Genomic DNA, 24,765 nt, shown 5'->3' with positions numbered 1-24,765 from the left:
TTCAGTCCGCAAGGAGACCGCCGTCGTGATTCCCGTCTATGCCCTCGCCTTGGAACCGGTCGCCGTCATGGGCCTGGGTCGGTCCGGACTGGCCAGCGCCCGCGCCCTGATGGCGGCGGGGGCCAAGGTCCGGGCGTGGGATGACGACGCGGCGCGGCGCGCGGCGGCCGAGGCCGAGGGGATCCCCCTGGCCGACCTGGGCGAGGCGGACCTGAGCGGCACGCGCGCGATGGTGTGGAGCCCCGGCATTCCGCACAGCCTGCCGACCCCGCATCCGGTGGCCGAGCGGGCGCGCGCCGCCGGCGTGCCGCTGCTTTGCGACATCGACCTGCTGGCCGCGAGCTGCCGCACCGCCTTCACCGTCGGCGTCACCGGCACCAATGGCAAGTCCACCACCACCGCCCTGATCGGCCATATCCTCGGCCGCGCCGGGCAGCGCGTGCAGGTGGGCGGCAATCTGGGTGTTCCGGCGCTGGACCTGGAGCCCCTGTCGGACTTCGGCACCTATGTCCTGGAGCTGTCCAGCTACCAGTTGGACCTGATCCGCGATCTGACCTGCGACGTGGCGGTGCTGCTCAACGTGTCGGCCGACCACCTGGAGCGCCACGGCGGCATGGACGGGTACGTGGCCGCCAAGCGGCGCATCCTGGATGGTGTCCTGCCCCCCCGGACCGTGTGCATCGGCGTGGATGACGAGACCTGCCGGGCCATCCATGGCGAGTTGGTCTCCCAGGATACCCGGCGTCTGATTCCCTTCTCCGCCGAGCGGCCGATCCCCGGCGGCGTCACCACCGCCAAGGGCGTGCTGGTGGACGCCATCGACGGCCGCCCCGACCGGGTCATGGACCTGACGGGCGTGGCCACGCTGGCCGGCGCGCACAACTGGCAGAACGCCGCCGCCGCCTACGCCGCGTGCCGGGCCCGGGGCTTGCCGGCCTCTGTGATCGCCGCCGCCATCCAGAGCTTCCCGGGTCTGCCGCACCGGCACGAGCCGGTGGCCACCGTGGGGGCCGTCCACTTCGTCAACGACAGCAAGGCCACCAACGCCGAGGCCGCCGAGAAGGCCATCCTGTGCCACGAGGACATCTACTGGATCGCCGGCGGTCAGGCCAAGGAGGGCGGTATCGACCGCCTGGAGCCGCACCTGGACCGTATCGTCCATGCCTACCTGATCGGCGACGCCGCCAAGGCGTTCGCCGCCTTCCTGGATCGTCACGAGGTGCCTTATTCGCTGTGCGGCACCCTCGACAAGGCGGTGCCGATGGCCTTCCGGCACGCGGTGGAGGACGACGAGGAGGAGCCGGTGGTCCTGCTGTCGCCGGCCTGCGCGTCCTGGGACCAGTTCGACGACTTCGCCCATCGCGGCGACGTCTTCAAGGCGCTGGTCGCCGACCTGTCCCGCGCGCACGACCGCGCCGGGACCGGCGACCAGGCCGCCGAAACCGAGGACGACACCGACGCTGACACCGGCACCGGCACCGACACCGATACTGACACCGACACCGACAGGGAGGCGCCCGCGTGACCCTCCATCGCGTCCAGGCTCCGATCGCGCCCCGCGCCCTGCCCACGGTGCCGCCCCCCAGCGCGGGCGTCGCGGGGGCGGCGCGGCGCGTGCGCGTGCGTCCGGGCGATGGCAGCGTGATCGGTCGCTGGTGGTGGTCGGTGGACCGCTGGATGCTGGCCGTGGTGGCCCTGCTGGTGGCCATCGGCGGGGTGCTGATCCTGGCCGCCGGCCCGCCGGCCGCCGGCCGCATCAATGTCGAGACCTTCCATTTCGTGCGCCGGCAGATGGTGTTCGTGCCGGTCGGTCTGGCGGTGCTGTTCGCGGTGTCGCTGCTGTCGCCGCGCGGCGTGCGGCGCCTGGGGGTCCTGGGCTTCCTGGGCGCGACGGGCCTGCTGGCGCTCACCCTGGTGGTCGGTCCCGAGTACAACGGCGCCACCCGGTGGCTGACCGTGGCGGGGCTGACCCTGCAACCCTCGGAACTGGTCAAGCCGCTGTTCGCGGTGGTGGTGGCCTGGCTGCTGGCCGCCGGCGTCACCGGAGAGGGCGTGCCCGGCCTGCGTCTGTCGCTGGTGCTGACGGCGGGGGTGGCGGCGCTGCTGCTGGCCCAACCGGACGTGGGCATGACCCTGGTGGTGGTGGCCATCTGGTGCGCCCAGGTGTTCCTGGCCGGACTGTCGCTGGCCTGGGTGGTGCTGCTGGCCTTGATGGGGCTGGGCGGCCTGGTCGGCGCCTACGCCCTGTTTCCGCATGTGCAGTCCCGCGTGAACCGCTTCCTGGATCCGGAAAGCGGCGACAACTATCAGATCCGCCAGGCCATGGACGCCTTCACCCAGGGCGGGCTGTTCGGGCGCGGCCCGGGCGAGGGCCGGGTCAAGGAGGCGCTGCCCGACGCCCACACGGACTTCATCTTCGCCGTCGCCGGCGAGGAATTCGGCCTGTGGCTCTGCCTGGTGCTGGTGGCCCTGTTCTCCCTGCTGGTGGTGCGCGCCATGGTCCGCGTCATGGGCCAGCGCGACCTGTTCGCCATGCTGGCGGTGGGCGGTCTGACCGTGCAGCTGGCCATGCAGGCGGTGATCAACATGGCCTCCAGCCTCAACCTCATGCCCACCAAGGGGATGACCCTGCCGTTCATCAGCTACGGCGGGTCCTCGATGGTCGGCGTGGCGATGGCCACGGGGATGATTCTGGCGCTCACCCGGGCGCGTCCACGCGCGGAGGGTCGGTCATGACGCACGTGCCCCTGTGCACCCCCCTTCCGGTTTCCACGCCGGTCGCGCCCGGGCGGGACGCGCCCTTCATCGTCCTGGCCGCCGGGGGAACCGGCGGGCACGTGTTCCCGGCCGAGGCGCTGGCGGCGGCGCTGGAGGCGCGCGGCTGCCGGCTGGCGCTGGTCACCGACCGGCGCGGTCAGGGCCACGGCGGCGCGACCCTGGGGGGTGTCCTGGGCCGGCTCACGACGCATCGGGTCCAGGCCGGCGGTATCGCCGGGCGCGGCCTGACCGGTCGCGTGGTGGGGCTGGCGCGGTTGATCGTCGGCGCCGGGCAGGCGTGGCGATTGCTGCGCCGGCTGCGGCCCGACGTGGTGGTGGGCTTCGGCGGCTACGCGGCCTTCGGGCCGACCCTGGCGGCGAGCCTGCTGGGGCTGCCGACGGTGATTCACGAGCAGAACGCGGTTCTGGGCCGCGCCAACCGCCTGCTGGCCGGGCGGGCGCGGATGGTCGCCACGGCCCTGCCCACGGTGCGCCACCTGCCCGCCGGCAAGGGCCGGCACGTGGGCAATCCGGTGCGCCCGGCGACGCTGGAGGCGCGCGCCGTGCCTTATGACCCGCCGGCGCCGGACGGGCCGGTCCGCCTTCTGGTCACCGGCGGCAGCCAGGGGGCGCGGGCGCTCTCCGACCTGGTGCCGGTGGCCCTGGCGGCGCTGCCCGAGACCCTGCGGGCGCGCCTGTCGGTGGCCCAGCAGTGCCGTCCCGAGGACCTGGACCGGGCCCGCGCCACCTATGCCGCCGCCGGCATCGCCGCCGAGACCGCCGCCTTCTTCGACGACATCCCGGCGCGGCTGGCGGCCGCCCATCTGGTCCTGTGCCGGGCCGGAGCCTCCACGGTGGCGGAATTGACCTGCGCCGGCCGCCCGGCGGTGCTGATCCCGTTTCCGTTCGCCGTCGACGACCATCAGACGGCCAACGCCCGCGCCCTGGACGAGGCCGGGGCCGCCTGGCTGATGCCCCAGGGCACGCTGACCCCCGACACCCTGTCCGCGCGCCTGGCGGCGCTGCTGGGCGACGCGGATGGCCTGGCCGCCACCGCCGCCCGCGCCCGCGCCCTGGGCCGCCCCGACGCCGCCGAACGGCTGGCCGCCCTGACCCTGGCGCTGGCCGATCCCCCCGATGGTCCGACCGACCATGTCCTGCCCCGGGAGACCACCGCGTGAGAGCCCTTCCCCTCGATATCGGCCCGATCCACTTCGTGGGCATTGGCGGCATCGGCATGAGCGGCATCGCCGAGGTGCTGCACAACCTGGGCTATACCGTCCAGGGCAGCGACCTTGCCGAGAACGCCAACGTCAAGCGTCTGCGCGGGCTGGGCGTGCGGGTCGCCACCGGCCACGACGCCGCCCATCTGGGCGAGGCGCAGGTGGTGGTGATCTCGTCGGCGGTGAAGGGCGACAATCCCGAGGTGGAGGCCGCCCGCGCCCGCCTGATCCCGGTGGTGCGCCGGGCCGAGATGCTGGGCGAGCTGATGCGCCTGAAGTGGGCGATCGCCATCGGCGGCACCCACGGCAAGACCACCACCACGTCGATGGTCGCGGCCCTGCTGGAGACCGCCGGCATGGACCCGACGGTCATCAACGGCGGCATCCTGAACGCGCGCGGCACCAACGCCTACCTGGGCCATGGCGACTGGATGGTGGTCGAGGCCGACGAGAGCGACGGCACGTTCACCAAGCTGCCGGCGACCATCGGCGTGGTCACCAACATGGATGCCGAGCACCTGGACTTCTACGGCACCTTCGCGCGCATGCGCGACGCCTACAAGACCTTCATCCAGAACCTGCCCTTCTACGGCTTCGCCATCCTGTGCATCGATCATCCCGAGGTGCAGTCCCTGATCCCCGAGGTGCTGGACCGTAAGGTCATCACCTACGGCTTCAGCCCGCAGGCCGACGTCCGCGCCGTCAATCCCCGGCGGGGTCCGGATGGCGCGCGCTTCGACGTCACCCTGGCGGACCGGGTCAGCGGGGCCCGCGAGACCGTCGCGGACCTGTTCCTGCCGATGTTCGGGCGCCACAACGTGCAGAACGCCCTGGCGGCCATCGCCATCGGCCACGAGATGGGCATCGACGGCGAGACCATCCGCCGCGCCCTGGCCGGTTTCGCCGGGGTGCGGCGGCGCTTCACCCGCACCGGCACCTGGAACGGCGTGACCGTCGTCGACGACTACGGCCACCACCCGGTGGAGATCGCCGCCGTGCTGGGCGGCGCGCGCGAGGTGGCCGGCGACAAGCGCGTGATCGCGGTGGTGCAGCCGCATCGCTACAGCCGCCTTCAGGCGCTGTTCGAGGACTTCTGCACCTGCTTCAACGATGCCGACGAGGTGCTGGTGGCCGACGTCTATGCCGCCGGCGAGGCGCCCATCCCCGGCGTCGACCGCGACGCCCTGGTGGACGGGCTGCGCACCCATGGTCACCGCAAGGCCGCCCCGCTGGCGGATCCGGCCGCCCTGCCCGAGACGATCGCCGCCATGGCCGCCCCCGGCGACCTGGTGGTGTGCCTGGGCGCCGGCACCATCTCGGCCTGGGCCAACGCCTTGCCCGGACAGTTGCGGGCGCGGGCCGAGACCGTGTCCGGCGTGGTGCCCGACCAGACCGGGAGGTTCGCATGATGCCCGCCGAGCGCCTGGACGCCGGTCCCGCCGGCTCCGTCCCCCGGCGGCGGTTGATCGACCGCCTGCCGGCGGTGCGCGGCCGGCTGCGCGCCGAGGCGCCGCTGTCGGCCGTCACCTGGTTCGGGGTGGGCGGACCGGCGGAGGTGCTGTTCCGCCCGGCCGACGAGGCCGACCTGGCGGCGGTGCTGGCCGCCCTGCCGGACGGCGTGCCGGTCACCGTGATCGGCGTCGGCTCCAACCTGCTGGTGCGCGACGGGGGCGTGCGTGGCCTGGTGATCCGCCTGGGGCGCGCCTTCGCCGGGACCCGGGTGGAGGGCGAGACCCTGGTCGCCGGGGCCGCCGTCCTGGATGCCAGCCTCGCCCGGGTGGCCCGCGATGCCGGGCTGGGCGGGCTGGAGTTCTTCTCGGGCATCCCCGGCACCCTGGGGGGCGCGCTGCGCATGAACGCCGGCGCCTATGGTCGCGAGGTCTCGGACGTGCTGGTCTCGGCCCGCGCCGTGGATCGCGCCGGCCGCATCCACGACGTGCCGGCCGCCGCCCTGGGATTGTCCTATCGACATTCGGAGGCGCCCGCCGACTGGATCTTCACGTCGGCCACGGTGCGCGGCCGCCCCGACGATCCGGCGGAGATCGGTGCCCGCATGGACGCCATTCGCGAGGCCCGCCAGGCCAGCCAGCCGGTGCGCGGTCGCACGGGCGGGTCGACGTTCGCCAATCCGCCCTGCTGCAAGGCGTGGGAGCTGATCGACAAGGTCGGCTGTCGGGGCCTGCGCCTGGGCGGGGCGCAGGTGTCGGAGCGGCACTGCAACTTCCTGCTCAACACCGGCACCGCCAGCGCCGCCGACATCGAGGCCCTGGGCGAACTGGTGCGCCGCCGGGTGCGCGCGGCCAGTGGTGTGGACCTGCGCTGGGAGATCCGGATCATCGGCGACCCGCTGCCGGGCGCCGATCCGGCCGCCACCGCCGCCACCGAGGGAGAGCCGTCATGAGCCCTCCACGATACCGCCGCGTCACCGTCCTGATGGGAGGCTGGTCCGCCGAGCGGGCGGTGTCGCTGAACAGTGGCGCCGCCGCCGCCGACGCCCTGCGCAAGGCCGGCTACACGGTGGCCGTCCTCGATGTGCACCGGGACCCGCTGCGCTTCCTGGAGGACCTGCGCGACAGCCGCCCGGACGTGGTGTTCAACGCCCTGCACGGGCGCTTCGGCGAGGACGGCCGCATCCAGGGCATGCTGGATATCCTGGGGCTGCCCTACACCCACTCCGGCGCGCTGGCCAGCGCCCTGGCCATGGACAAGCCGGCCGCCAAGACGGTCTTCGCCGCCGCCGGCATCCCGGTGCCCGAGCATGTGCTGGTCGGCGCCGACGCCTTCGCCGATCCGGACCGCGAGCCGATGGCGCGGCCCTACGTCGTCAAGCCGCCCAACGATGGGTCCAGCGTCGCCGTCTACGTGGTGACGGAGGGCTCCAACGCCCTGGCCGCGTTGCGCCAGGACTGGCCCTACGACGGACCGGCCATGGTGGAGCGGTTCATTCCCGGGCGCGAGCTCACGGTGGCGGTCATGGGCGAGGGCGACGCCGTCCGCCCGCTGGCGGTGACCGAGATCACCACCCAGCGGGGCTTCTACGACTACGACGCCAAGTACGTGACGGGGGGCTCGGTGCACGTGCTGCCGGCCGACCTGGACGCCGCCACCACGGCCGCCTGCCTGGAGCTGTCGGCGCGCGCCCACCGCGCCCTGGGCTGCCGGGGCGTCAGCCGCGCCGACCTGCGCTTCGACGGCCGGACGCCGTACCTGCTGGAGGTCAACACCCAGCCCGGCCTGACGGCGACCTCGCTGGTGCCCGAGCAGGCCGCCCTGACGGGCCTGTCGTTTCCCGCGCTCTGCGCCTGGATGGTGGAGGCCGCCGCATGCGATGGATAACGGGCAGGGCTGGACGCGGCGGTGACGCCCCGCGCGCCGCCCCCGCCCGGGGCGGCGGCCGGACCCGGGGGGGCGCCGGTGGCGGTCGCGCCCGTGGCGGCGCCGCCAACGCCAGCACGCCGCGCCGGAAGCGGCCCGCGCCGCGCCGCGCGCCGGTCTCCTGGGGTCAGATCTGGGGGCGGCTGCGCCTGGCCGGGGTCGGCCTGCTCATGATCGGGCTGGTGGCCGGCGCCGCCTGGACGTGGCGCTCCGGCCTCATTGGCCAGCAGTGGGCGGCCCTGGGCGCGGCGATGGATCAACTGGCGATGCGGGGCGGGCTGGTGGTGCGGTCGGTCACCGTCGAGGGCCGCGACCGCACCTCGCCGACGCGCCTGCTGAACGCCCTGGGCACCGGGCGCGGCGAACCCATCCTGCGCTTCGATCCCCATGCCGCGCGGGCACGGGTGGAGGCCCTGCCCTGGGTGGCCGGCGCCCGGGTCGAACGGCGCCTGCCGGACGCCATCCACGTCGTGCTGACCGAACGCGAACCGCTGGCCCTGTGGCAGCGCCGGCCGGACGGCGACTTCGCGGTGATCGACCAGACCGGTCTGCCGCTGACGGTGGACTGTCGTCCGTTCGCCGACCTGCCGGTGATCGTGGGCGCCGGCGCCCCCGGTCAGGTGCCGGACCTGATGGCCCTGCTGGCGCGTCAGCCGGCGCTGGCGGCGCGGGTCCGTGCCGCCACCTGGGTGGGCGGGCGCCGCTGGACCCTGCGCCTGGATGCCATCGACGACGGCATCGACATTCACTTGCCGGAACACGATCCGGCCGACGCCTGGGGGCGCCTGGCCGTCATGGAACGCCAGGGGCGCCTGTTGGCCCGGCACATCGACCGCGTGGATCTGCGCCTGCCCGATCGTCTGGTGGTGCGGCCGCGTCCGTCCGTCGGCCTGGGTGGGCAGACCCCCGAGGCGCCGGCGCGGTCCGGGGTGCCGGCGTTGTCCGTCTCGACGGCCGGACAGGAGACTTGACGACCGATGCTGATGCTTGACCGCACCGATCCGCCCCGCGTCCATGACGCGCCCGCGCCCCAGCCGCCGCCCGTGCTTCGCCGGCGCGGCGGGCTGGTGGCCGCGCTGGACGTGGGCACCACCAAGGTGGCCTGCTTCATCGCCCGCGTGGACGAGGACAGCGGCGGCCTGCGCGTGCTGGGGGTGGGTCATCACCGCTCCCGGGGCATGCGCACCGGTCTGGTGGTCAATCGGGACGAAGTGGAGGCGGCCATCCGTCAGGCCGTGTCCGCCGCCGAGGACATGGCCGGCGAGACCATCGACGGGGTGGTGGTGGCGGTCTCCGGCGGCGCGCCCGAAAGCCAGCGCATCGACGCCGAGATGGCGGTCACCGGCCATCAGGTGCGGGACGCCGACGTGCGCCGCATCCTGGCCTTCGGCCGCCGCCCGCCGGAGGATCCGGACCGCGAGCTGATCCACTGCATCCCGGTGGGCTACGCCATCGACGGCGCCGACGGCATCATCGACCCGCGCGGCATGTTCGGCGAGCGCCTGGGCGCGCGCATGCATCTGGTGTCGGTGGCCTCGGCGCCGCTGCGCAACCTGTCCACCGTGATCGAGCGCTGCCACCTGGACGTGGACAACCGCGTCGCCGCGCCCTACGCCGCCGGGCTGGCCAGCCTGGTGGAGGACGAGCGCGACCTGGGCGCCACGGTCATCGACATGGGCGGCGGCACCACCTCGGTGGCGGTGTTCCTGGGCGGGCACGTGGTCCACGTGGGCGTCATCCCGGTGGGCGGCGGCCACGTCACCAGCGACATCGCCCAGGGTCTGTCCACGCCGCTGGCCAACGCCGAGCGCCTCAAGACCATGTACGGCGGCACCATCGCCTCGCCGGCCGATAGCCGCGAGATCCTGCGCGTGCCGCTGGTGGGCGAGGACGAGGACACCCAGTCCATCGAGGTTCCGCGCTCCTACCTGGTGCAGATCATCCGTCCGCGCGTCGAGGAAACCCTGGAACTGGTGCACGGCCACCTGAAGGCCGCCGGCATGGACCAGGTCGCGGGTCGGCGCGCGGTGCTGACCGGCGGCGCGAGCCAGCTCACCGGGGTCCGGGAACTGGCCGAACTGGTGCTGGACAAGCAGGTCCGCTGCGGCCGTCCGCTCAGGCTGCGGGGCCTCGCGGAGAGCGTCGCCGGGCCGGCCTTCGCCACCTGCGCCGGCCTGCTCAGTCACGCCGTCCAGGAGCACGTGGACCGCCCGGACCCGGAGGACCCGCCCCGCGCCGGCGGGCTGCTCGGCCCGGTGGAGCGTATCGGCCGCTGGTTGAAGGAGCACTTCTGATGACCCAGTCCCGCGATCTGCTCTCGCGCCTTGACGCGCCCCTGCCGGTGACGGACGCGCTGGCGCCGGCTCCGCATGAGGTGCCCTCGGCGCCCCCCGAACCCCACCCCGCCCCCCTGCCGGCCGAACCAGCCGGTTCCGGGGCCGACATCGCAACGACGAACGGGAAAACCGCGCAGACGACCAGAGACCCGGGCGACACAGAATCGACCCATCGACACCCGTCGCCATCCCACGCGCCCAAGGGGATCGCCCCCGGGTGCCCGACAGACATGACCCGACCTTTTTCGCACACGGAGGCAAGGATGAGCATCAATCTCGGCGTCCCCGACGATATCGAGCCGCAGTTGAAGCCGCGCATCACCGTCATTGGTGTCGGTGGCGCGGGCGGCAACGCCGTCAACAACATGATCGAGTCCAACCTGGAAGGGGTGGACTTCGTGGTCGCCAACACCGATGCCCAGGCGTTGGCCCAGGCGTGCACCGACCGCCGCATTCAACTGGGCGCGGAAACCACCCACGGTCTCGGCTCCGGTGCCCGGCCCGACATCGGCCGCGCGGCGGCCGAGGAAAGCTATGACGCCATCGCCACCGAGATGAAGGGCAGCCATATGTGCTTCATCACCGCCGGCATGGGCGGCGGCACCGGCACCGGCGCCGCCCCGGTGGTGGCCCGCTGCGCCCGCGACCTGGGTATCCTGACGGTCGGCGTGGTGACCAAGCCGTTCCAGTTCGAGGGCGCCCACCGCATGCGCCTGGCCGATGGGGGCATCGATGAACTGGGCCAGTACGTGGACACCCTGATCATCATCCCCAACCAGAACCTGTTCCGCGTCGCCAACGAGAAGACCACCTTCGCCGACGCCTTCAAGATGGCGGACGACGTGCTCTATGCCGGGGTGCGTTCGGTCACCGACCTGATGATGATGCCCGGCCTGATCAACCTGGACTTCGCCGACGTGCGCACGGTGATGATGGACATGGGCCGCGCCATGATGGGCACCGGCGAGTCCAGCGGCGAGAACCGCGCCATCGAGGCGGCGGAGGCGGCCATCGCCAATCCGTTGCTGGAAGAGACGTCGATGCGCGGCGCGCGCGGCGTGCTGATCAACATCACCGGCGGCAACGACCTCACCCTGTACGAGGTGGACGAGGCCGCCAACCGCATCCGCGAGGAGGTGCGCTGCGAGGAAGCCAACGTCATCTTCGGGTCCAGCCTGGATTCCGGCCTGGACGGTCGCATGCGGGTGTCGGTGGTGGCCACGGGCATCGATGCCGTCGCCCAGACCCAGCCGCGCGAAGGCGGGGCCCAGGTCTCGGGTGGGTTCGGACTGGGGCTGGCCAGCGCCGCGCAGGATCACGCCGCCGGCAAGGTGGCGGCCCCGGCCGCCCGGACGGCGCCGCCGGCCGCCGCCACGGCCGCCACGGTGCTGGACGACACAGCCGACGCCATGACCTCCGGCGATCTGCTTGACCCGGCGGCGGTGCTGGAGGGCGAGGCCCGTCCGGCTCCGGTGACCGCGCCGCCGCGCGCGGCGGTGCCGCCCCGTCCGGCCCCGACGCAGGCGCCGGCGCGTCCGGTGGTGCGCGCGCCGGTTTCCCCGGCGGTCCCGAACCAGGCGGCCGCCGGAGCCCGCGCCTTCATCCCCGAACCGGCGGTCACACCAGGGACGCCGCGCATGGAGCCGGCGGCCGCGCGCGGGCTGCACGTGCCGCAGCCGGGTGGCGCCGGGGCGCCGGCGCGGGGGTACGCGGCGCCGCAGACGATGGCCCAGCCCCAGGCCGTGGGTCAGACCGCCCTGGCCGCGCAGCCGCACCCCCAACCTCATCCCCAGCCTCATCCCCAACCTCATCAGCAGTCTCACCCGCACTCGCATCCGACCGGCCGTCCGATGGCGCCGCGCGGGGATCAGCCGGGCCTGCGGGTCACGCACGGTGGTCGTGATCACGGGGGCCATGGGGCCGCGCCCCGGCACGAGTCCGACGACGGGCAGGGGCGTGGCGAGCGCCTGAGCCTGTTCCAGCGCATGACGGGGTTCCGGCGCGGAACCTCGGCGGGCGAGGATCAGCGGGATGATCCGCGCGGCGATCCCCGTCGCGAGACCTGGACGGCGGAGCCCCAGGGCGCGCGCCGGGACGACGGTGGGGTCGACGGTGGGCCGATGACCGTCCATCCCAGCGACCGTCCGACGGTGTCTCATGGGGAGGACCACCTGGAGATCCCGGCGTTCCTGCGCCGCCAGGCGAATTGAGGCCGGGACCGCGCGGCCGGTCGGGGTCGGGGCCTGCGTGCCCTCGTCCCGGTCCGGCCGGCCGTGTCCGGTTCCGCGTCCTTCCCAACACCCGTTTCCCTGCCCGTCGCCCGCCCGGGGGCGCGTGCCTGTCGTCATGACGCGTGTGGTCAAGACGCGTCTATTCATGACGAGGACTGTCCGCCTTCCGCGCGCCCCGGTTCTGGCCGGGTGCCGCGACGGTGGTGCTGTCGCCGGTGCCCAGACTTACGACGGTGCTCTCGCAGACGTCGTCAGGGTTTTGATTCAAAGACCGAATTCGCTCCCGTCCCGTCGCAACAATCTGAAACATTGATTGATTTGCGGTGCAGCGACGCACCCTCTATCCCTAGAACAGTAAAAGGTGAGTCCCTCGCCGTGGCATGGGTTTGCCGCCGCGGCCGGGATCCGCACGGTCAGGGACCGTGCCGCCATGGTCTTTGCGTCGCCAGAAGGGGCCAGCGCGGGATGGAGCCTCGCGGGCCAGGTCTCGCGCCAGGGTCGCCGGCCTCCGGTCACGACAGGATCGCGGCCGGATCGCCCGATGGTCCATCCCTCGGACCGCCAGCCGAATCACCACCTGGAACCAGTCGTTAGGGGACCGTGATGAAGGACGCCAGCCTGGACGAAGCCCTGAGCATGGAGCTTGCCGGGGATGATCCTACCCCCGGACCAGGCGCCCGGACGTCCTGGACGCACGGCGCCGTGGCCCCCACCACCGCCCAGCGGACCCTCGCCGCGCCGGTGACCATCGAGGGCGTGGGCTTGCACTCGGGCGCGGCGGTGACCATGACCCTGCGTCCGGGAGCGCCGGGACGGGGTCTGTGGGTTCGCCGCCTGGACGTGACCGGGCGGAATCCGATGATCCCGGCGCGCTGGGACCACGTGACCGACACGCGCCTGTGCACCATGCTGGGCAATACCGAAGGCGTTACCGTCTCCACCGTCGAGCATCTGATGGCGGCGCTGGCCGGCCTTGGCGTGGACAATCTGGACATCGAGGTGGACGGCCCGGAACTGCCGGTGATGGACGGCAGCAGTGCCGCCTTCGTGACCGCCATCCTGAAGGTCGGCACCGTCGCCCAGCCGGCGGTGCGCCAGGCGATCCGTGTCCTGGACGAGATCACGGTGGAGGACGGCCAGACCTGGCTGGCCTTGCGCCCCGCCCGGCGTGGCCTGACCATCGAGGCGGAAATCCAGTTCGACAGTCCGGTGATCGGCCACCAGCATCACGCCATCACGGTGAGTCCCGACAGCTTCCGCGCCGACCTGGCCGACTGCCGTACCTTCGGCTTCGCCCATGAGGTCGCCTTCCTGCGCGCCAACGGCCTCGCCCAGGGCGGGTCGCTGGACAATGCGGTGGTGATCGATGGCGACCGGGTGCTGAATCCGGAGGGCCTGCGCCGTCCCGACGAGTTCGTGCGCCACAAGGCGCTGGACGCCCTGGGCGATCTGGCCCTGGCCGGGCATCCGATCATCGGGGTCTATGCCGGCCTGCGCCCCAGCCACCGCGCCAACAACCTGCTGCTGCGGGCGTTGTTCGCGCGGCCGGCGGCCTGGCGCCTGGAACCCGCCCTGAGCACCGCCGCCGACATCACCGATGGTGTGCAGGAGGCGCGCCGCCGCGCGTGATCCGGCCCGCGTGCCGGGACGCTCGCGGGCCGGATGATCGCCCGCGCCACCGTGGTGATGACAGCCGGTGCCACCGTGGTATAGTGCGGTCCTCGCTCGGGCCGAGCCGGCCCGGTCCGTGCCTCCGCCCCGGCCCTCGCGGCCCACGGCCATCCGGATCATCGCCGCATCCATGACCGCCTTCCCAGTCCGCGTTCCGCACCACGCTCGCGTTCCGCGCCGCCCGGCCCTGAGCCTGGCCGCCCTTGTTCTCGCGGCCGGCCTGACGGTCGGCCTGACGGGGTGCGGCAGCAATGGCGAGGACGAACTGGACTACACGGAAGAACCGGTCGAGCGCCTGTACAACCGCGCCGTCACCCTGCTGGAGGACGAGGACTACGAGGAGGCGGCCCGGGCGTTCGACGAGGTGGAGCGGCAGCACCCGTACTCGATCTGGGCGACCAAGGCGCAGGTGATGGCGGCCTACAGCCATTACGAGAATAACCAATATGACGACGCAATCGTCGCGATCGACCGCTTCATCCAGTTGCATCCCGGGAATCGGGACATCGCCTACGCCTATTATCTCAAGGGGCTGAGCTACTACGAACAGATCACCGACGTGCAGCGCGATCAGGAAATGACGCGCCAGGCCATGGCCAGCCTGCGCGAGGTGGCCAACCGCTTCCCCAACACGAAGTATGCCCGCGACGCGCGCTTCAAGATCGACCTGGCGCGCGACCATCTGGCGGGCAAGGAGATGAGCGTCGGGCGCTACTACCTGCGGCAGAAGCACCACCTGGCGGCGCTGAACCGGTTCAAGCAGGTGATCGCCGACTATCAACAGACCACCCATGTTCCCGAGGCGCTGTACCGCGTGGTGGAGACCAATGTCATGCTGGGTCTCACGGGGGAGGCCCGCAAGGTGGCCGCCGTGCTGGGCCACAACTACCCGGGCAGCGACTGGTACGTGGACGCCTATGAACTGGTCACCGGCGAGCGCATCGCCGATCCCCGGCGGGAAACCCGTTGGTACGACGGGTGGTTCGACTGGCTCTGACGGTGCCCTGGTGGGGCGGCGCCGGGTCGAGGCCGGGACCCGCCCACCGCGCCCACTCCTCCAAGGCTCTCGGAACCCCTGGTCATGCTGGTGTCGCTGTCCATCCGTGACGTGGTGCTGATCACCCGCCTGGACCTGTCGTTCGGGAGCGGGCTGTCGGTGCTGACCGGCGAGACCGGCGCCGGAAAGTCCATCCTGCTGGACAGCCTGGGATTGGCCCTGGGGGCGCGCGCCGACAGCGGCCTGGTGCGCGCGGGCGCCGGCAAGCTTTCGGTCGTCGCCCAGTTCGATGTGCCGCCCGGGCATCCGGTTCTGGACCGTCTTGCCGAGCACGACCTGGACACCCCGGCGGACAGCGGGGCCGAGCTGCTGGTGCTGCGCCGGGTGGTGGGCGCCGACGGGCGCAGCCGGGCCTACGTCAACGACCAGCCGGCCAGCGTCGGCCTGCTGCGGCGCCTGGGCGAGATCATGGTGGAGGTGCACGGCCAGTACGACACCCACGGGCTGCTGGATCCGGCCCTGCACGGCCCGCTGCTGGACGCCCAGGGTGATCTTGAGGCCCCGTTGGCCGCCTGCCGGGACGCCTGGGCGCAGTGGCGCGCCGCCGCCCACGCCCACGCCGCCATGCTGCGCGACCTGGAGCAGACGCGCGCCCAGGAGGCCCAGGTGCGGGCCATTCTGGACGACCTGGAGGCCCTGGCGCCCAGCCCCGGCGAGGATGCCCGCCTCGCGGAGCGGCGCACCGCGCTCATGCATGCCGAGAAGGTGGCCGAGGGCCTGAGCGCGGCGCTGACGGCGCTCACCCAGCCGGCCGACGTGGACGGCGCGCTGCGCGCCGCCCAACGCTCCCTCGAGCGGATCGCCGAGGTGGCCGGCGGCACCGTGGCGCCGATCATGGAGGGCCTGGAGCGCGCGGCCATCGAGGTCGCCGAGGTCCTGGCCCAACTGGAGCGCGCCAACGCCGACATCGACCTGGATCCGCGTCACCTGGATCAGGTGGAGGAACGCCTGTTCGCCCTGCGGGGGCTGGCGCGCAAGCACGACGTGGCGGTGGACGATCTGGCTGGTCTCGCCGAGCGCACCCGCGCCCGGCTGGCGGCGCTGGACGCCGGGGGCGACGACGTGGCCCACCTGGCGCGGGCCGAGCAGGCGGCTCGCGAGACCTACCTTGGCGCCGCCCGTACCCTGTCCGATGCCCGTGCCGCCGCCGCCCGTGCCCTGGACGCCGCCGTCGCCGCCGAACTGCCGCCGCTGAAGCTGGACAAGGCCCGCTTCGTCACCGGCCTGGACAGCCTGCCGGAACGCGACTGGGGACCCGACGGCCTGGACCGGGTCACCTTCCTGGTGGCCACCAATCCGGGGGCCGACCCGGGGCCGATCCACAAGATCGCCTCGGGGGGCGAACTGGCGCGCTTCATGCTGGCCCTGAAGGTGGTGGTGTCGCGGGCGCGGCCCGTCCCCACCCTGGTGTTCGACGAGGTGGACACCGGCATCGGCGGCGCCACCGCCGCCGCCGTGGGCGATCGCCTGGCGCGGCTGGCCCGGGAGGTCCAGGTTCTGGTGGTGACGCACTCGCCGCAGGTGGCGGCGATGGGCGATCATCACTGGCATGTGGCCAAGGCCGCCGACGTCGCCGACTCCGCCACCGTGACCACCGTGACGCCGCTGGACGACGACCAGCGCCGGGAGGAAATCGCCCGCATGCTGTCCGGCGCCACCGTCACCACCGAGGCCCGCGCCGCCGCCGAGACCCTGTTGCGCGCGGGGGGCCGGACACCGGCCGCCTGCCGGGAGCCATGATGACCGAACCCGACGCCACCGCGATCGACCCCACCGACCTGACCGCCGATCAGGCTGCCGCCGAACTGGCCCGTTTGGCGGCCGAGATTGCCCGCCACGACGCCCTGTATCACCAGCAGGACGCGCCGGAGATCAGCGACGCCGCCTATGACGCCCTGGCGCGGCGCAACGCGGCGATCGAGGCCCGCTTCCCGGATCTGGTGCGCGACGACAGCCCGTCGCGGCGGGTGGGCGCGGCGCCGGTGGGCGTCTTCGGCAAGGTGACCCACGCGGTGCCCATGCTGTCGCTGGGCAACCTGTTCCAGCGGGCCGAGGTCGCCGAGTTCGTCGCCGGGATCCGCCGTTTCCTGCGCCTGGACGCGGACGATCCCCTGGCGCTGGTGGTCGAACCCAAGATCGACGGCCTGTCGGTCTCGCTGCGCTACGAGGCCGGGCGGCTGGTGCAGGCCGCCACCCGGGGCGATGGTCGCGAGGGCGAGGATGTGACCGCCAACATCCGCACCCTGGACGCGGTGCCCGAGACCCTGGCCGGGGAGGACCCGCCGCCGGTGCTGGAGGTGCGCGGCGAGGTCTACATGACCCGCGATGCCTTCCTGGACCTGAACCGGCGTCAGGCCGAGGCCGGCGGCAAGACCTTCGCCAATCCGCGCAACGCCGCCGCCGGATCGCTGCGCCAGAAGGATCCGGCGATCACCGCCGCGCGGCCGCTGCGCCTGTTCGCCTACGGCTGGGGGGAGGTGGCCGGCGTCGCCTTCGAGACCCAGTCCGGCTTCCTCGACCGCCTGCGCGCCTGGGGTCTGCCGGTCAGCCCCGAGACCCGGCTGTGCGCGGACATCGACCAGGTCCTGGCCGCCTACGACGACATCGGCGCCCGCCGCGCCGCGCTGCCCTACGACATTGATGGCATGGTCTACAAGGTGGACCGGGTGGACTGGCAACGGCGCCTGGGCTTCGTCAGCCGCGCGCCGCGCTGGGCCACCGCCCACAAATTCCCGGCCGAGCAGGCGCGGACGGTCGTGACGGCGATCCGTGTCCAGGTGGGCCGCACCGGGGCGCTGACTCCGGTGGCCGATCTGGCGCCGGTGACGGTGGGCGGCGTGGTGGTGTCCCGCGCCACGCTCCACAACGAGGACGAGATCGCGCGCAAGGATGTGCGCGCGGGCGATACCGTGATCATCCAGCGCGCCGGTGACGTGATTCCCCAGGTGGTGTCCGTGGTGCCGGAGGCCCGGCCGGCCGACGCGGCGCCCTTCGCGTTTCCCGAGCGCTGCCCGGTCTGCGGCTCCGAGGCCCCGCGTCCCGAGGGCGAGGTGGTGCGCCGCTGCTCCGGCGGGCTGGTCTGTCCGGCGCAGGCGGTGGAGCGGCTCAAGCATTTCGTGTCTCGCGATGCCTTCGACATCGAGGGGCTGGGCGCCAAGGCCGTGGAGGCGTTCTATCAGGACGGCCTAATCCGCGCGCCGGCCGACATCTTCCACCTGGAGGCCCGGGACCGGGAGAGCCTCCAACGCCTGAGGAACCGTGACGGCTGGGGCGAGACCTCCGCCGGGAACCTGTTCCGGGCCATCGACGCCCGCCGGACCATCGGCCTGGAGCGGTTCATCTATGCGCTCGGCATTCGTCAGGTGGGTCAGGCCACGGCGCGCCTGCTGGCCCGGCACTATGGGACGCTTGAGGCGCTGCGCGCGGCGATGGCGGCGGCCCAGGACCGGGAGTCCGATGCCTACCGGGATCTGGTGAACATCAACGATGTCGGGTCCGGTGTCGCCCAGGACCTGCTGGACTTCTTCCACGAACCGCACAACCAGGCGGCGCTGGATGCCCTGGCGGCGGTGGTCACCGTGCCGCCGTTCGAGGACCCGGCCGGCGGCGAGGGCGAGCGTCCCCTCGCGGGCAAGACCGTGGTGTTCACCGGTACCCTGGAAACGCTGTCCCGCGCCGAGGCCAAGGCCCGCGCCCAGGCCCTGGGCGCCCGGGTGGCCGGCAGCGTGTCGAAGAAGACCGACTACGTGATCATCGGCGCCGACGCCGGATCCAAGGCCGCCAAGGCCCGCGACCTGGGCGTGGCCATCCTCAGCGAGGCCGACTTCCGGGCCATGGCGGGGTAGGGGACCCGCGTGGTCCCGGCGGGCGTCAGGCCGCCGAACGCACGTCATGCAGGGCGCGGGAGACGGTCTCCACCAGCCCCCGCGCGGTGATCGGCTTTTCCAGGAACCCATTGACGCCGGCCTCACGCGCCCGGTCGGAAAAGCCCGGCTCGTTGTAGCCGGTGATCATGACGATGGGCACGGTGATGTCCTGGTCGCGCACCGCGCGCACGAAGCCCAGGCCGTCCATGCCCTCCATGCGCCAGTCCACCAGGATCAGCGAGGGCGGGGCCTGGTTCAGGGCGTCCAGGCCCTGGCGGGCGCCGTCGGCCAGGCGTACGTCGGGGCAGCCGAGGCCCTTGAAGATGGTGCGCAGGATGATCTGGAAATTCTGGTTGTCGTCCACCACCAGCACCGACATGGTCGTGAAGTCCACCGGTCCTCCGACCGTGGCGGCGTCCCTGGGGCTGTCGCCGGCTCCGGTGGCGCCATCGGCGGCGTGGTCCTCGTCGCGGGTTTCGAACTCGATGGTCCGGGCCACGTCGACGGACTCGGGCCGGGCCATCACCGCCGGGCGGAACCGGAAGTCCTGTTTCAGGATGTGGTCCATCAGCCAGGTGCGCAGGAAGTCCATCACCTCGACGGCGCGCACGCCGCTGGGATCGACGGCGTAGCGATCGCGGATTTCGCGGGCCTGGCGGGTCAGCCGGCGATGCAACTCGCGATGTTCGTCGAGTTCGCTGAAGCCGGCGGCGTCCATCACCCGCTCCTCGCGCAGGAAATGATACTCCGTGTAATCCACCAGGGCATTCAAGACACTGCCCAGGGTGGCCGCCTCCTCGCGATCGCCCATGCATTCGTGGGCCTGATTGAGCAGGGCGACCAGAACCTTGTGGTCCTGGTCCACCAGATCGATTCCCAACTCCAGGTCGGGGCTCCAGTCGATGTAGGCCATGTCGGGTCAGACGTCCTCGGTCACGGGCAAGGGAGAGGCGGGCGTGGGCGCCGGCGCGGCTGCCGCGCCGGCGCCGTGTTCGACCTGGGCGACGTCGCGCACCGCGCCCTGGTCGGCGCTGGTGGTCAGGGCGGCGTAGGCGCGCAACGCTGGTGAGACAACGCGGCGCCGGCCGTTCGGTTGCCACGCGGCGGGTCCCCGGGCTTCCATGGCGGCGCGGCGCCGATCCATTTCCGCGTCGTCCACGCGCGCGCCGATTGTGCGCGCCGGAATGTCGATGTCAATGATATCTCCCGGCTCGATCAGCGCGATTCCGCCCCCGGCGGCGGCCTCGGGCGACGCGTGGCCGATCGACAGTCCCGAGGTTCCCCCGGAAAAGCGGCCGTCGGTCAACAGGGCGCAGCTCTTGCCCAGGCCCATCGACTTCAGGTAGCTCGTGGGATACAGCATCTCCTGCATGCCGGGGCCGCCCTTGGGACCCTCGTAGCGGACGATGACGACGTCGCCGGCGGTGACCTCGCCGCCGAGGATGCGGGCGACCGCCTCGTCCTGGCTTTCGCAGACCACGGCGGGACCGGAGAACCGCAGGATGGATGCATCGACGCCGGCGGTCTTCACGATGCAGCCGCGTTCGGCGACGTTGCCGTACAGCACCGCCAGCCCGCCGTCGGCCGAAAACGCGTGCGCGCCGTCGCGGATGACGCCGGCGGCGCGGTCAAGGTCCAGGTCCGGATAATGGCGATCCTGCGAGAACGCCTGGGTGGTGCGCACCCCGCCGGGGGCGGCGCGGAACATGTCGCGCACCGCCGGGTCGTTGGTCACGCGGACGTCCCAGTGGGCCAGCGCCTCGCCCAGGGTGGCGCCGTGCACCGTGGGCACCGACGTGTCCAGCAGATTCAGGCGGTCCAGTTCCCCCAGAATGGCCATGATGCCGCCGGCGCGGTGGACGTCCTCGACATGCACGTCGGCGACCGCCGGCGCCACCTTGCACAGGTTCGGCGTGGAGCGTGACAGCCGGTCGATGTCGGCCATGGTGAACGGCACCTCGCCCTCGCGGGCGGCCGCCAGCAGGTGCAGGACGGTGTTGGTGGAGCCGCCCATGGCGATGTCCAGGCGCATGGCGTTCTCGAACGCGGCGTGGCAGGCGATGTGGCGCGGCAGTGTCGAGGCGTCGTCCTGCTCGTACCACCGCCGGCAGAGGTCCACCACGCGGCGCCCGGCCTCCAGGAACAGCGCCTTGCGGCGGCCGTGGGTGGCCAGCATGGAGCCGTTGCCGGGCAGCGCGAGCCCCAGCGCCTCGGTCAGGCAGTTCATGGAGTTCGCGGTGAACATGCCCGAGCACGACCCGCAGGTGGGGCAGGCGGAGCGTTCGTAGGCGGCGACGGTCTCGTCGCTGTTGGCGTCGTCGGCCGCCTGCACCATGGCGTCGATCAGGTCCACGGCGTGGTCCTGGCCGTCCACCTCCACCTTGCCGGCCTCCATCGGTCCGCCGGAGACGAACACCGTGGGGATGTTCAGCCGCATGGCGGCCATCAGCATGCCGGGGGTGATCTTGTCGCAGTTGGAGATGCACACCAGCGCGTCGGCGCAGTGGGCGTTGACCATGTATTCGACGGCGTCGGCGATCAGCTCGCGGGACGGCAGGCTGTAGAGCATGCCGCCATGGCCCATGGCGATGCCGTCGTCCACGGCGATGGTGTTGAATTCCTTGGCGACGGCGCCGGCGGCCTCAATCTCGCGGCAGACCAGCTGCCCCAGATCCTTCAGGTGCACATGGCCGGGCACGAACTGCGTGAAGGAGTTGGCCACCGCGATGATCGGCTTGCCGAAGTCGGAGTCCGTCATGCCGGTGGCCCGCCACAGTCCCCGGGCTCCGGCCATGTTACGGCCATGCGTCGTGGTGCGCGAACGCAACTCAGGCATGATGATCCTCCCGTCTCGAGTTCGTGATGCCACTCTTACCTTAGGGGCGGGCCTCCACGATACCCTGAAAAGCGTGGCGCGACGGGTGTCGACGGCCGGGCCCGGCGACGCGGCTGGACCGGGCGCCCGACAGCCGCTAAACAGGTCCGCCCCGCCCCATCCTTCACCCTCGCGAGCCCAGGCGATGCCCTCTCATCCGTGCGTGTCCCGTGCCCGCGTCGCCCCCGCCGAGCCGGCCGGGTTCGCGACCGGCGACTCCGCCGACCATCCGCCGGCCGACCTCCCCCCCGATGTGTCCATCGTCGTGCCCATGTTCAACGAGGACGCATGCCTCGACGCCTTCCATCGGCGCACCACGGCGGCCATGGCGGCGCTGGGAGTCGAGTACGAGATCATCGCCGTCAGCGATGGGTCGACGGACGGCACCAACGCCCGCCTGGCGACGCTGGCCGCCGGCGATCCCCGTCTGAAACCGCGCTACCTGACGCGCAACACCGGGCAATGGGCGGCCATGTCGGCCGGCTTCCGGGTCGCGCGCGGCGCCCACGTGGTCGTCATGGACGCGGACCTTCAGAACCGGCCTGAGGATATCGCCACGCTGCTGGCGGCGGCCGAGGGCGGCGCGGACCTGGTTTCCGGTCGTCGCCAGGGCCGTCCCGAAAGCGCCGTCTGGCGGTTGTGGCCCAGCCGCGCGGCCAACGCCATGCTGCGCGCCACCACCGGCTGTCCGGCCCGCGACATGGGCGGTTTCAAGTGCCTGCGTGGCGACGTGGCCCGGCGCCTGCGCCTGCGTGCCGGCCAGCACCGCCTGTTGCCGGCGCTGGTGCATCTGATGGGCGGATCGGTGGTCGAGGTCGACGTGCACGCCGACGCCCGCTTCGCCGGGACCAGCAAGTACGGCCTGAACCGCGTCGTCGACGTGCTGTTCGACATCGTCATGCTGTGGTTCCAGGCCAGCTTCAAGGCCCGCCCCATCTACCTGTTCGGACGGATCAGCCTGGCGACCGTGCTGGTGGCCGGGGCGGTGCTGCTGTGGCTGGGCCTGGAGCGGATCATCGTCGGCACCCCCATCACCAGCCGGCCGCTGTTCTACGTGTCCATGGGCGTGGGCCTGGCGGCCATGATGCTGATGGGATTCGGCTTCGTGCTGGAGCTGCTGTCCGACACGCACGCGCGCGTCACCGGGCAGGATCCCTATATGGTGCGTGACCGTCCGCCCCGGAGGGTCGGCGACGCGATCGAGCGCGAGCGCGCCTGACCACACGGCGCGGCGCGAGAAGTCTTGGCCTTGGGTCGTTTCGGGATGCTATGGTTGTCAAAGGCTTGAAGCCTGACGTCCCATGAAGCCTGACGTGTCACGTGAGCAAGCCCCCCGGGAACAAGGATGACCCGCATGCTTGTGACCAGTCCCACGCCGCAGAACGCGGCTCTCTTCTTCGCATCCCGACAGCCGGCCGTCGCCAGATCGTCGGCCGGTGCCTCGGGGCCGACACCCGGATCGGCGACCCGCGCGGATCGCGCGCTGCCGTCCGACGACCTGATCGCCATGGTCGCGAAGGATGATCCGGATCGCGCGGACGCGATGCGCGAGCAGCAGGAGCATCTTCGGCAGGCCCAGGCGTGGCTCGACGCCAACCCGGCGCGCATCGACGAAGCCCGCAAGGAAGCCGCCCGACAGAAGATCGCCCGTATCAAGGCCGAGCTTCAGGCGCTGCGCATGATGGTCGCCACCAATCCCGAGGCCGCCGCCCGCCGGGCCGCCGCCCTGGCCCGGGACCTGGCGACCGCCGTTCGGGACTATGCCGGCGCGGGCGGGGGGGGAGGAGCGTCCGCCGCGTCCATGATGTCCCCGGGGTCCCCGGGCGGGGCGTCGGTCTCGGCGACCGCGCCGGTGACGGTCGGCGCCACCGACGGGGCGGGCGCGCCGCCGGCCGAGACCCAGGGCGCGCCCGTATCGGCGACGAGGGCCGGCGCGGAGACCGCCGCCGGCCCGGGGGGGGAGACGGCGCCGCCCCCGGTCGTCGCCGGCGACCAAGGACCGGAGACCGCCGCCGGCCCGGGGGGGATCGCATCTCCGCCCGAGACAGGGGGGCGTGGATCCGCCCGTGCTGAGGACGAGGCGTTCGCGCGCGATGCCCGGCACACGCTGGCCACCCTTCGGTCGATCATCAAGGCCGCGGAACGTGTCCTGGAGCGGACCGGCGATGGCGCCTCCTATGCTGTCCGGGACGCCGACGCCGCCGCGCGCGGCGCCAGGGCGGCGGTGACCGACGCCTTCGGTGCGGTAGGGGCGGACGGCGCCGTCAACCTCCTCGTCTAGCAGGCTGCGGACGGCATCAAAGTGAACCGCCCCGGGTTTGGCGGAGGCTGGTTGGTGTGAGTGCTCCGCCGCCATCGTGGCCTCCCGGAGGGCCTCATGATAGCGGGCTTCGGCCTCGGCGGGGGGTCTGTTTCCGATCGGTCCCAGCAGGCGGCGATGGTTGAACCACTCCACCCATTCCAGGGTGGCGCATTCGACGGCCTCGACGCCGGACCAGGAGCCGCGCGGGTTGATGACCTCGGCCTTGTAGAGGCCATTGACGGTCTCGGCCAGGGCGTTGTCGGTGCTGTCGCCGACACTGCCCACGGACGGTTTCACGCCGGCGTCGGTCAGGCGCTCGGTGTACGTCAGTGATAAGTACTGGACTCCCCGGTCGCTGTGGTGGATCAGGGCCCCGCCCGGGAACGGCCCGCAGGCATGCAGGGCCTGATCCAGGGCATCGAGGACAAGGGTCGTCATGGCGCGGGCCGAGCCCCGCCAGCCGACGATCCGGCGCGCGAAGGCGTCAATGACACAGGCGACATAGACAAACCCAAAGGCCGTCGCGACAAAGGTAAAGTTCACCACCCACAGCGCATCGGGGCGGGACGGTTGGACCTGGCGGTTGACATGGTCCTCGGGGCTCGGCGTGGCCGGATTGCTGATCGTCGTCTTGATCCGCTTGCCCCTTACCGCGCCCTGAAGAGCCATGTCCTTCATCAGGCGTTCCACCGTGCAGCGGGCCACCTCAATGCCGCCGCGTCGGACGCCGCGTGCACCGGCGACGCCGCGCGGTCCGCCTTGCGCACCCAGTTGCGCAGCGTCTCCGCCGAACACCCGAACGTCTCGGCGATCGACGTCAAAGCCGCCCCCTCAGAGTCAGCACCGTCGGGCGCATCCTCAAGCACCTGGCGGAAAAGGGGCTGACCCAGCGCTCGCCGTCCGCCCTGCGCGCCAAACACAAACGCACCTTCAAGGGCCGGCACGCCCAGCCATGGACGTATAAAGGATTACAAGGGCATCGCCGTCGGCGAGCGCATCCAGATCGACCACATGACCGTCACCAGGAACGGCCTCGTCTGCAAGCACTTCCAGGCTTGGGACCGCCGCTCGA

General features: G+C 72.3%; 17 protein-coding genes and 1 pseudogene. 15 read left to right on the top strand and 3 right to left on the bottom strand.

Annotation, left to right across the window (positions count from 1 at the left end):
• Window positions 1–25: 25 nt before the first annotated feature.
• The 13 genes from murD to ligA all read left to right on the top strand — a co-directional run bounded on the left by murD (window position 26) and on the right by ligA (window position 18,495).
• Window positions 26–1,525: a UDP-N-acetylmuramoyl-L-alanine--D-glutamate ligase gene (murD, locus tag GGD89_RS15615; RefSeq protein WP_184046987.1), complete on the top strand. Its 1,500-nt coding sequence runs from the start codon at window positions 26–28 to the stop codon at window positions 1,523–1,525.
• Window positions 1,522–2,736: an FtsW/RodA/SpoVE family cell cycle protein gene (locus GGD89_RS15610; protein WP_425503047.1), complete on the top strand. Its 1,215-nt coding sequence runs from the start codon at window positions 1,522–1,524 to the stop codon at window positions 2,734–2,736. The genes murD and GGD89_RS15610 overlap by 4 nt, the downstream gene beginning before the upstream one ends.
• Window positions 2,733–3,938: an undecaprenyldiphospho-muramoylpentapeptide beta-N-acetylglucosaminyltransferase gene (gene murG, locus GGD89_RS20205; RefSeq protein ID WP_184046985.1), complete on the top strand. Its 1,206-nt coding sequence runs from the start codon at window positions 2,733–2,735 to the stop codon at window positions 3,936–3,938. The genes GGD89_RS15610 and murG overlap by 4 nt, the downstream gene beginning before the upstream one ends.
• Window positions 3,935–5,389 carry a UDP-N-acetylmuramate--L-alanine ligase gene (murC, locus tag GGD89_RS15600; RefSeq protein ID WP_184046982.1) on the top strand — a complete coding sequence of 485 codons (1,455 nt, stop codon included), beginning with the start codon at window positions 3,935–3,937 and terminating at the stop codon, window positions 5,387–5,389. Before murG ends, murC begins: the two co-directional genes overlap by 4 nt.
• Window positions 5,389–6,381 carry a UDP-N-acetylmuramate dehydrogenase gene (gene murB, locus GGD89_RS15595; protein WP_184047066.1) on the top strand — a complete coding sequence of 331 codons (993 nt, stop codon included), beginning with the start codon at window positions 5,389–5,391 and terminating at the stop codon, window positions 6,379–6,381. Before murC ends, murB begins: the two co-directional genes overlap by 1 nt.
• Entirely contained in the window at window positions 6,378–7,316 is a 939-nt protein-coding gene (locus GGD89_RS15590; RefSeq protein ID WP_184046978.1) for a D-alanine--D-alanine ligase, read from the top strand. Before murB ends, GGD89_RS15590 begins: the two co-directional genes overlap by 4 nt.
• Complete coding sequence (locus GGD89_RS15585) at window positions 7,304–8,326, top strand: cell division protein FtsQ/DivIB (RefSeq protein ID WP_184046974.1); 1,023 nt, start codon at window positions 7,304–7,306, stop codon at window positions 8,324–8,326. Before GGD89_RS15590 ends, GGD89_RS15585 begins: the two co-directional genes overlap by 13 nt.
• Before the next feature lie 12 nt (window positions 8,327–8,338).
• Window positions 8,339–9,649: a cell division protein FtsA gene (gene ftsA, locus GGD89_RS15580; RefSeq protein ID WP_184047063.1), complete on the top strand. Its 1,311-nt coding sequence runs from the start codon at window positions 8,339–8,341 to the stop codon at window positions 9,647–9,649.
• A 305-nt stretch (window positions 9,650–9,954) separates the two neighbouring features.
• Window positions 9,955–11,901, top strand: a complete 1,947-nt coding sequence (gene ftsZ, locus GGD89_RS15575; protein ID WP_184046971.1) for a cell division protein FtsZ — start codon at window positions 9,955–9,957, stop codon at window positions 11,899–11,901.
• 624 nt (window positions 11,902–12,525) lie between these two features.
• Entirely contained in the window at window positions 12,526–13,551 is a 1,026-nt protein-coding gene (gene lpxC / locus GGD89_RS15570) for a UDP-3-O-acyl-N-acetylglucosamine deacetylase (protein WP_246423158.1), read from the top strand.
• 172 nt (window positions 13,552–13,723) lie between these two features.
• Window positions 13,724–14,590, top strand: a complete 867-nt coding sequence (locus GGD89_RS15565) for an outer membrane protein assembly factor BamD (RefSeq protein ID WP_184046967.1) — start codon at window positions 13,724–13,726, stop codon at window positions 14,588–14,590.
• An 84-nt stretch (window positions 14,591–14,674) separates the two neighbouring features.
• Window positions 14,675–16,390 (top strand): DNA repair protein RecN, encoded by a 1,716-nt coding sequence (gene recN / locus GGD89_RS15560; protein WP_184046965.1) that lies wholly within the window; start codon window positions 14,675–14,677, stop codon window positions 16,388–16,390.
• Window positions 16,387–18,495: an NAD-dependent DNA ligase LigA gene (gene ligA / locus GGD89_RS15555; RefSeq protein WP_425503046.1), complete on the top strand. Its 2,109-nt coding sequence runs from the start codon at window positions 16,387–16,389 to the stop codon at window positions 18,493–18,495. The genes recN and ligA overlap by 4 nt, the downstream gene beginning before the upstream one ends.
• A gap of 25 nt (window positions 18,496–18,520) precedes the next feature.
• Here ligA and GGD89_RS15550 read toward each other — a convergent pair whose 3' ends face one another.
• Together GGD89_RS15550 and ilvD are read right to left on the bottom strand one after the other, a co-directional pair.
• Window positions 18,521–19,429 carry a bacteriohemerythrin gene (locus tag GGD89_RS15550; RefSeq protein ID WP_184046961.1) on the bottom strand — a complete coding sequence of 303 codons (909 nt, stop codon included), beginning with the start codon at window positions 19,427–19,429 and terminating at the stop codon, window positions 18,521–18,523.
• Between the two features lie 6 nt (window positions 19,430–19,435).
• A complete protein-coding gene (ilvD, locus tag GGD89_RS15545) occupies window positions 19,436–21,352 on the bottom strand; it encodes a dihydroxy-acid dehydratase (RefSeq protein ID WP_184046958.1) in 1,917 nt (638 codons plus the stop codon).
• Between the two features lie 184 nt (window positions 21,353–21,536).
• On the opposite strand from ilvD, the gene GGD89_RS15540 reads away from it, so the two are divergent.
• Window positions 21,537–22,610: a glycosyltransferase family 2 protein gene (locus tag GGD89_RS15540; protein ID WP_184046955.1), complete on the top strand. Its 1,074-nt coding sequence runs from the start codon at window positions 21,537–21,539 to the stop codon at window positions 22,608–22,610.
• Window positions 22,611–22,745: 135 nt separating this feature from the next.
• Entirely contained in the window at window positions 22,746–23,672 is a 927-nt protein-coding gene (locus GGD89_RS20200) for a hypothetical protein (protein ID WP_246423162.1), read from the top strand.
• 66 nt (window positions 23,673–23,738) lie between these two features.
• On the opposite strand, the pseudogene GGD89_RS20195 reads toward GGD89_RS20200, so the two are convergent.
• Window positions 23,739–24,425 (bottom strand): annotated as a pseudogene (locus GGD89_RS20195) (IS3 family transposase); the annotation flags it as partial.
• Window positions 24,426–24,765 lie beyond the last annotated feature (340 nt).

Origin of the sequence: Roseospira visakhapatnamensis (genome assembly GCF_014197915.1) — a bacterium.
Classification (GTDB): Bacteria; Pseudomonadota; Alphaproteobacteria; order Rhodospirillales; family Rhodospirillaceae; genus Rhodospira; species Rhodospira visakhapatnamensis.
This window is presented reverse-complemented; position numbering and strand designations above follow the sequence as displayed.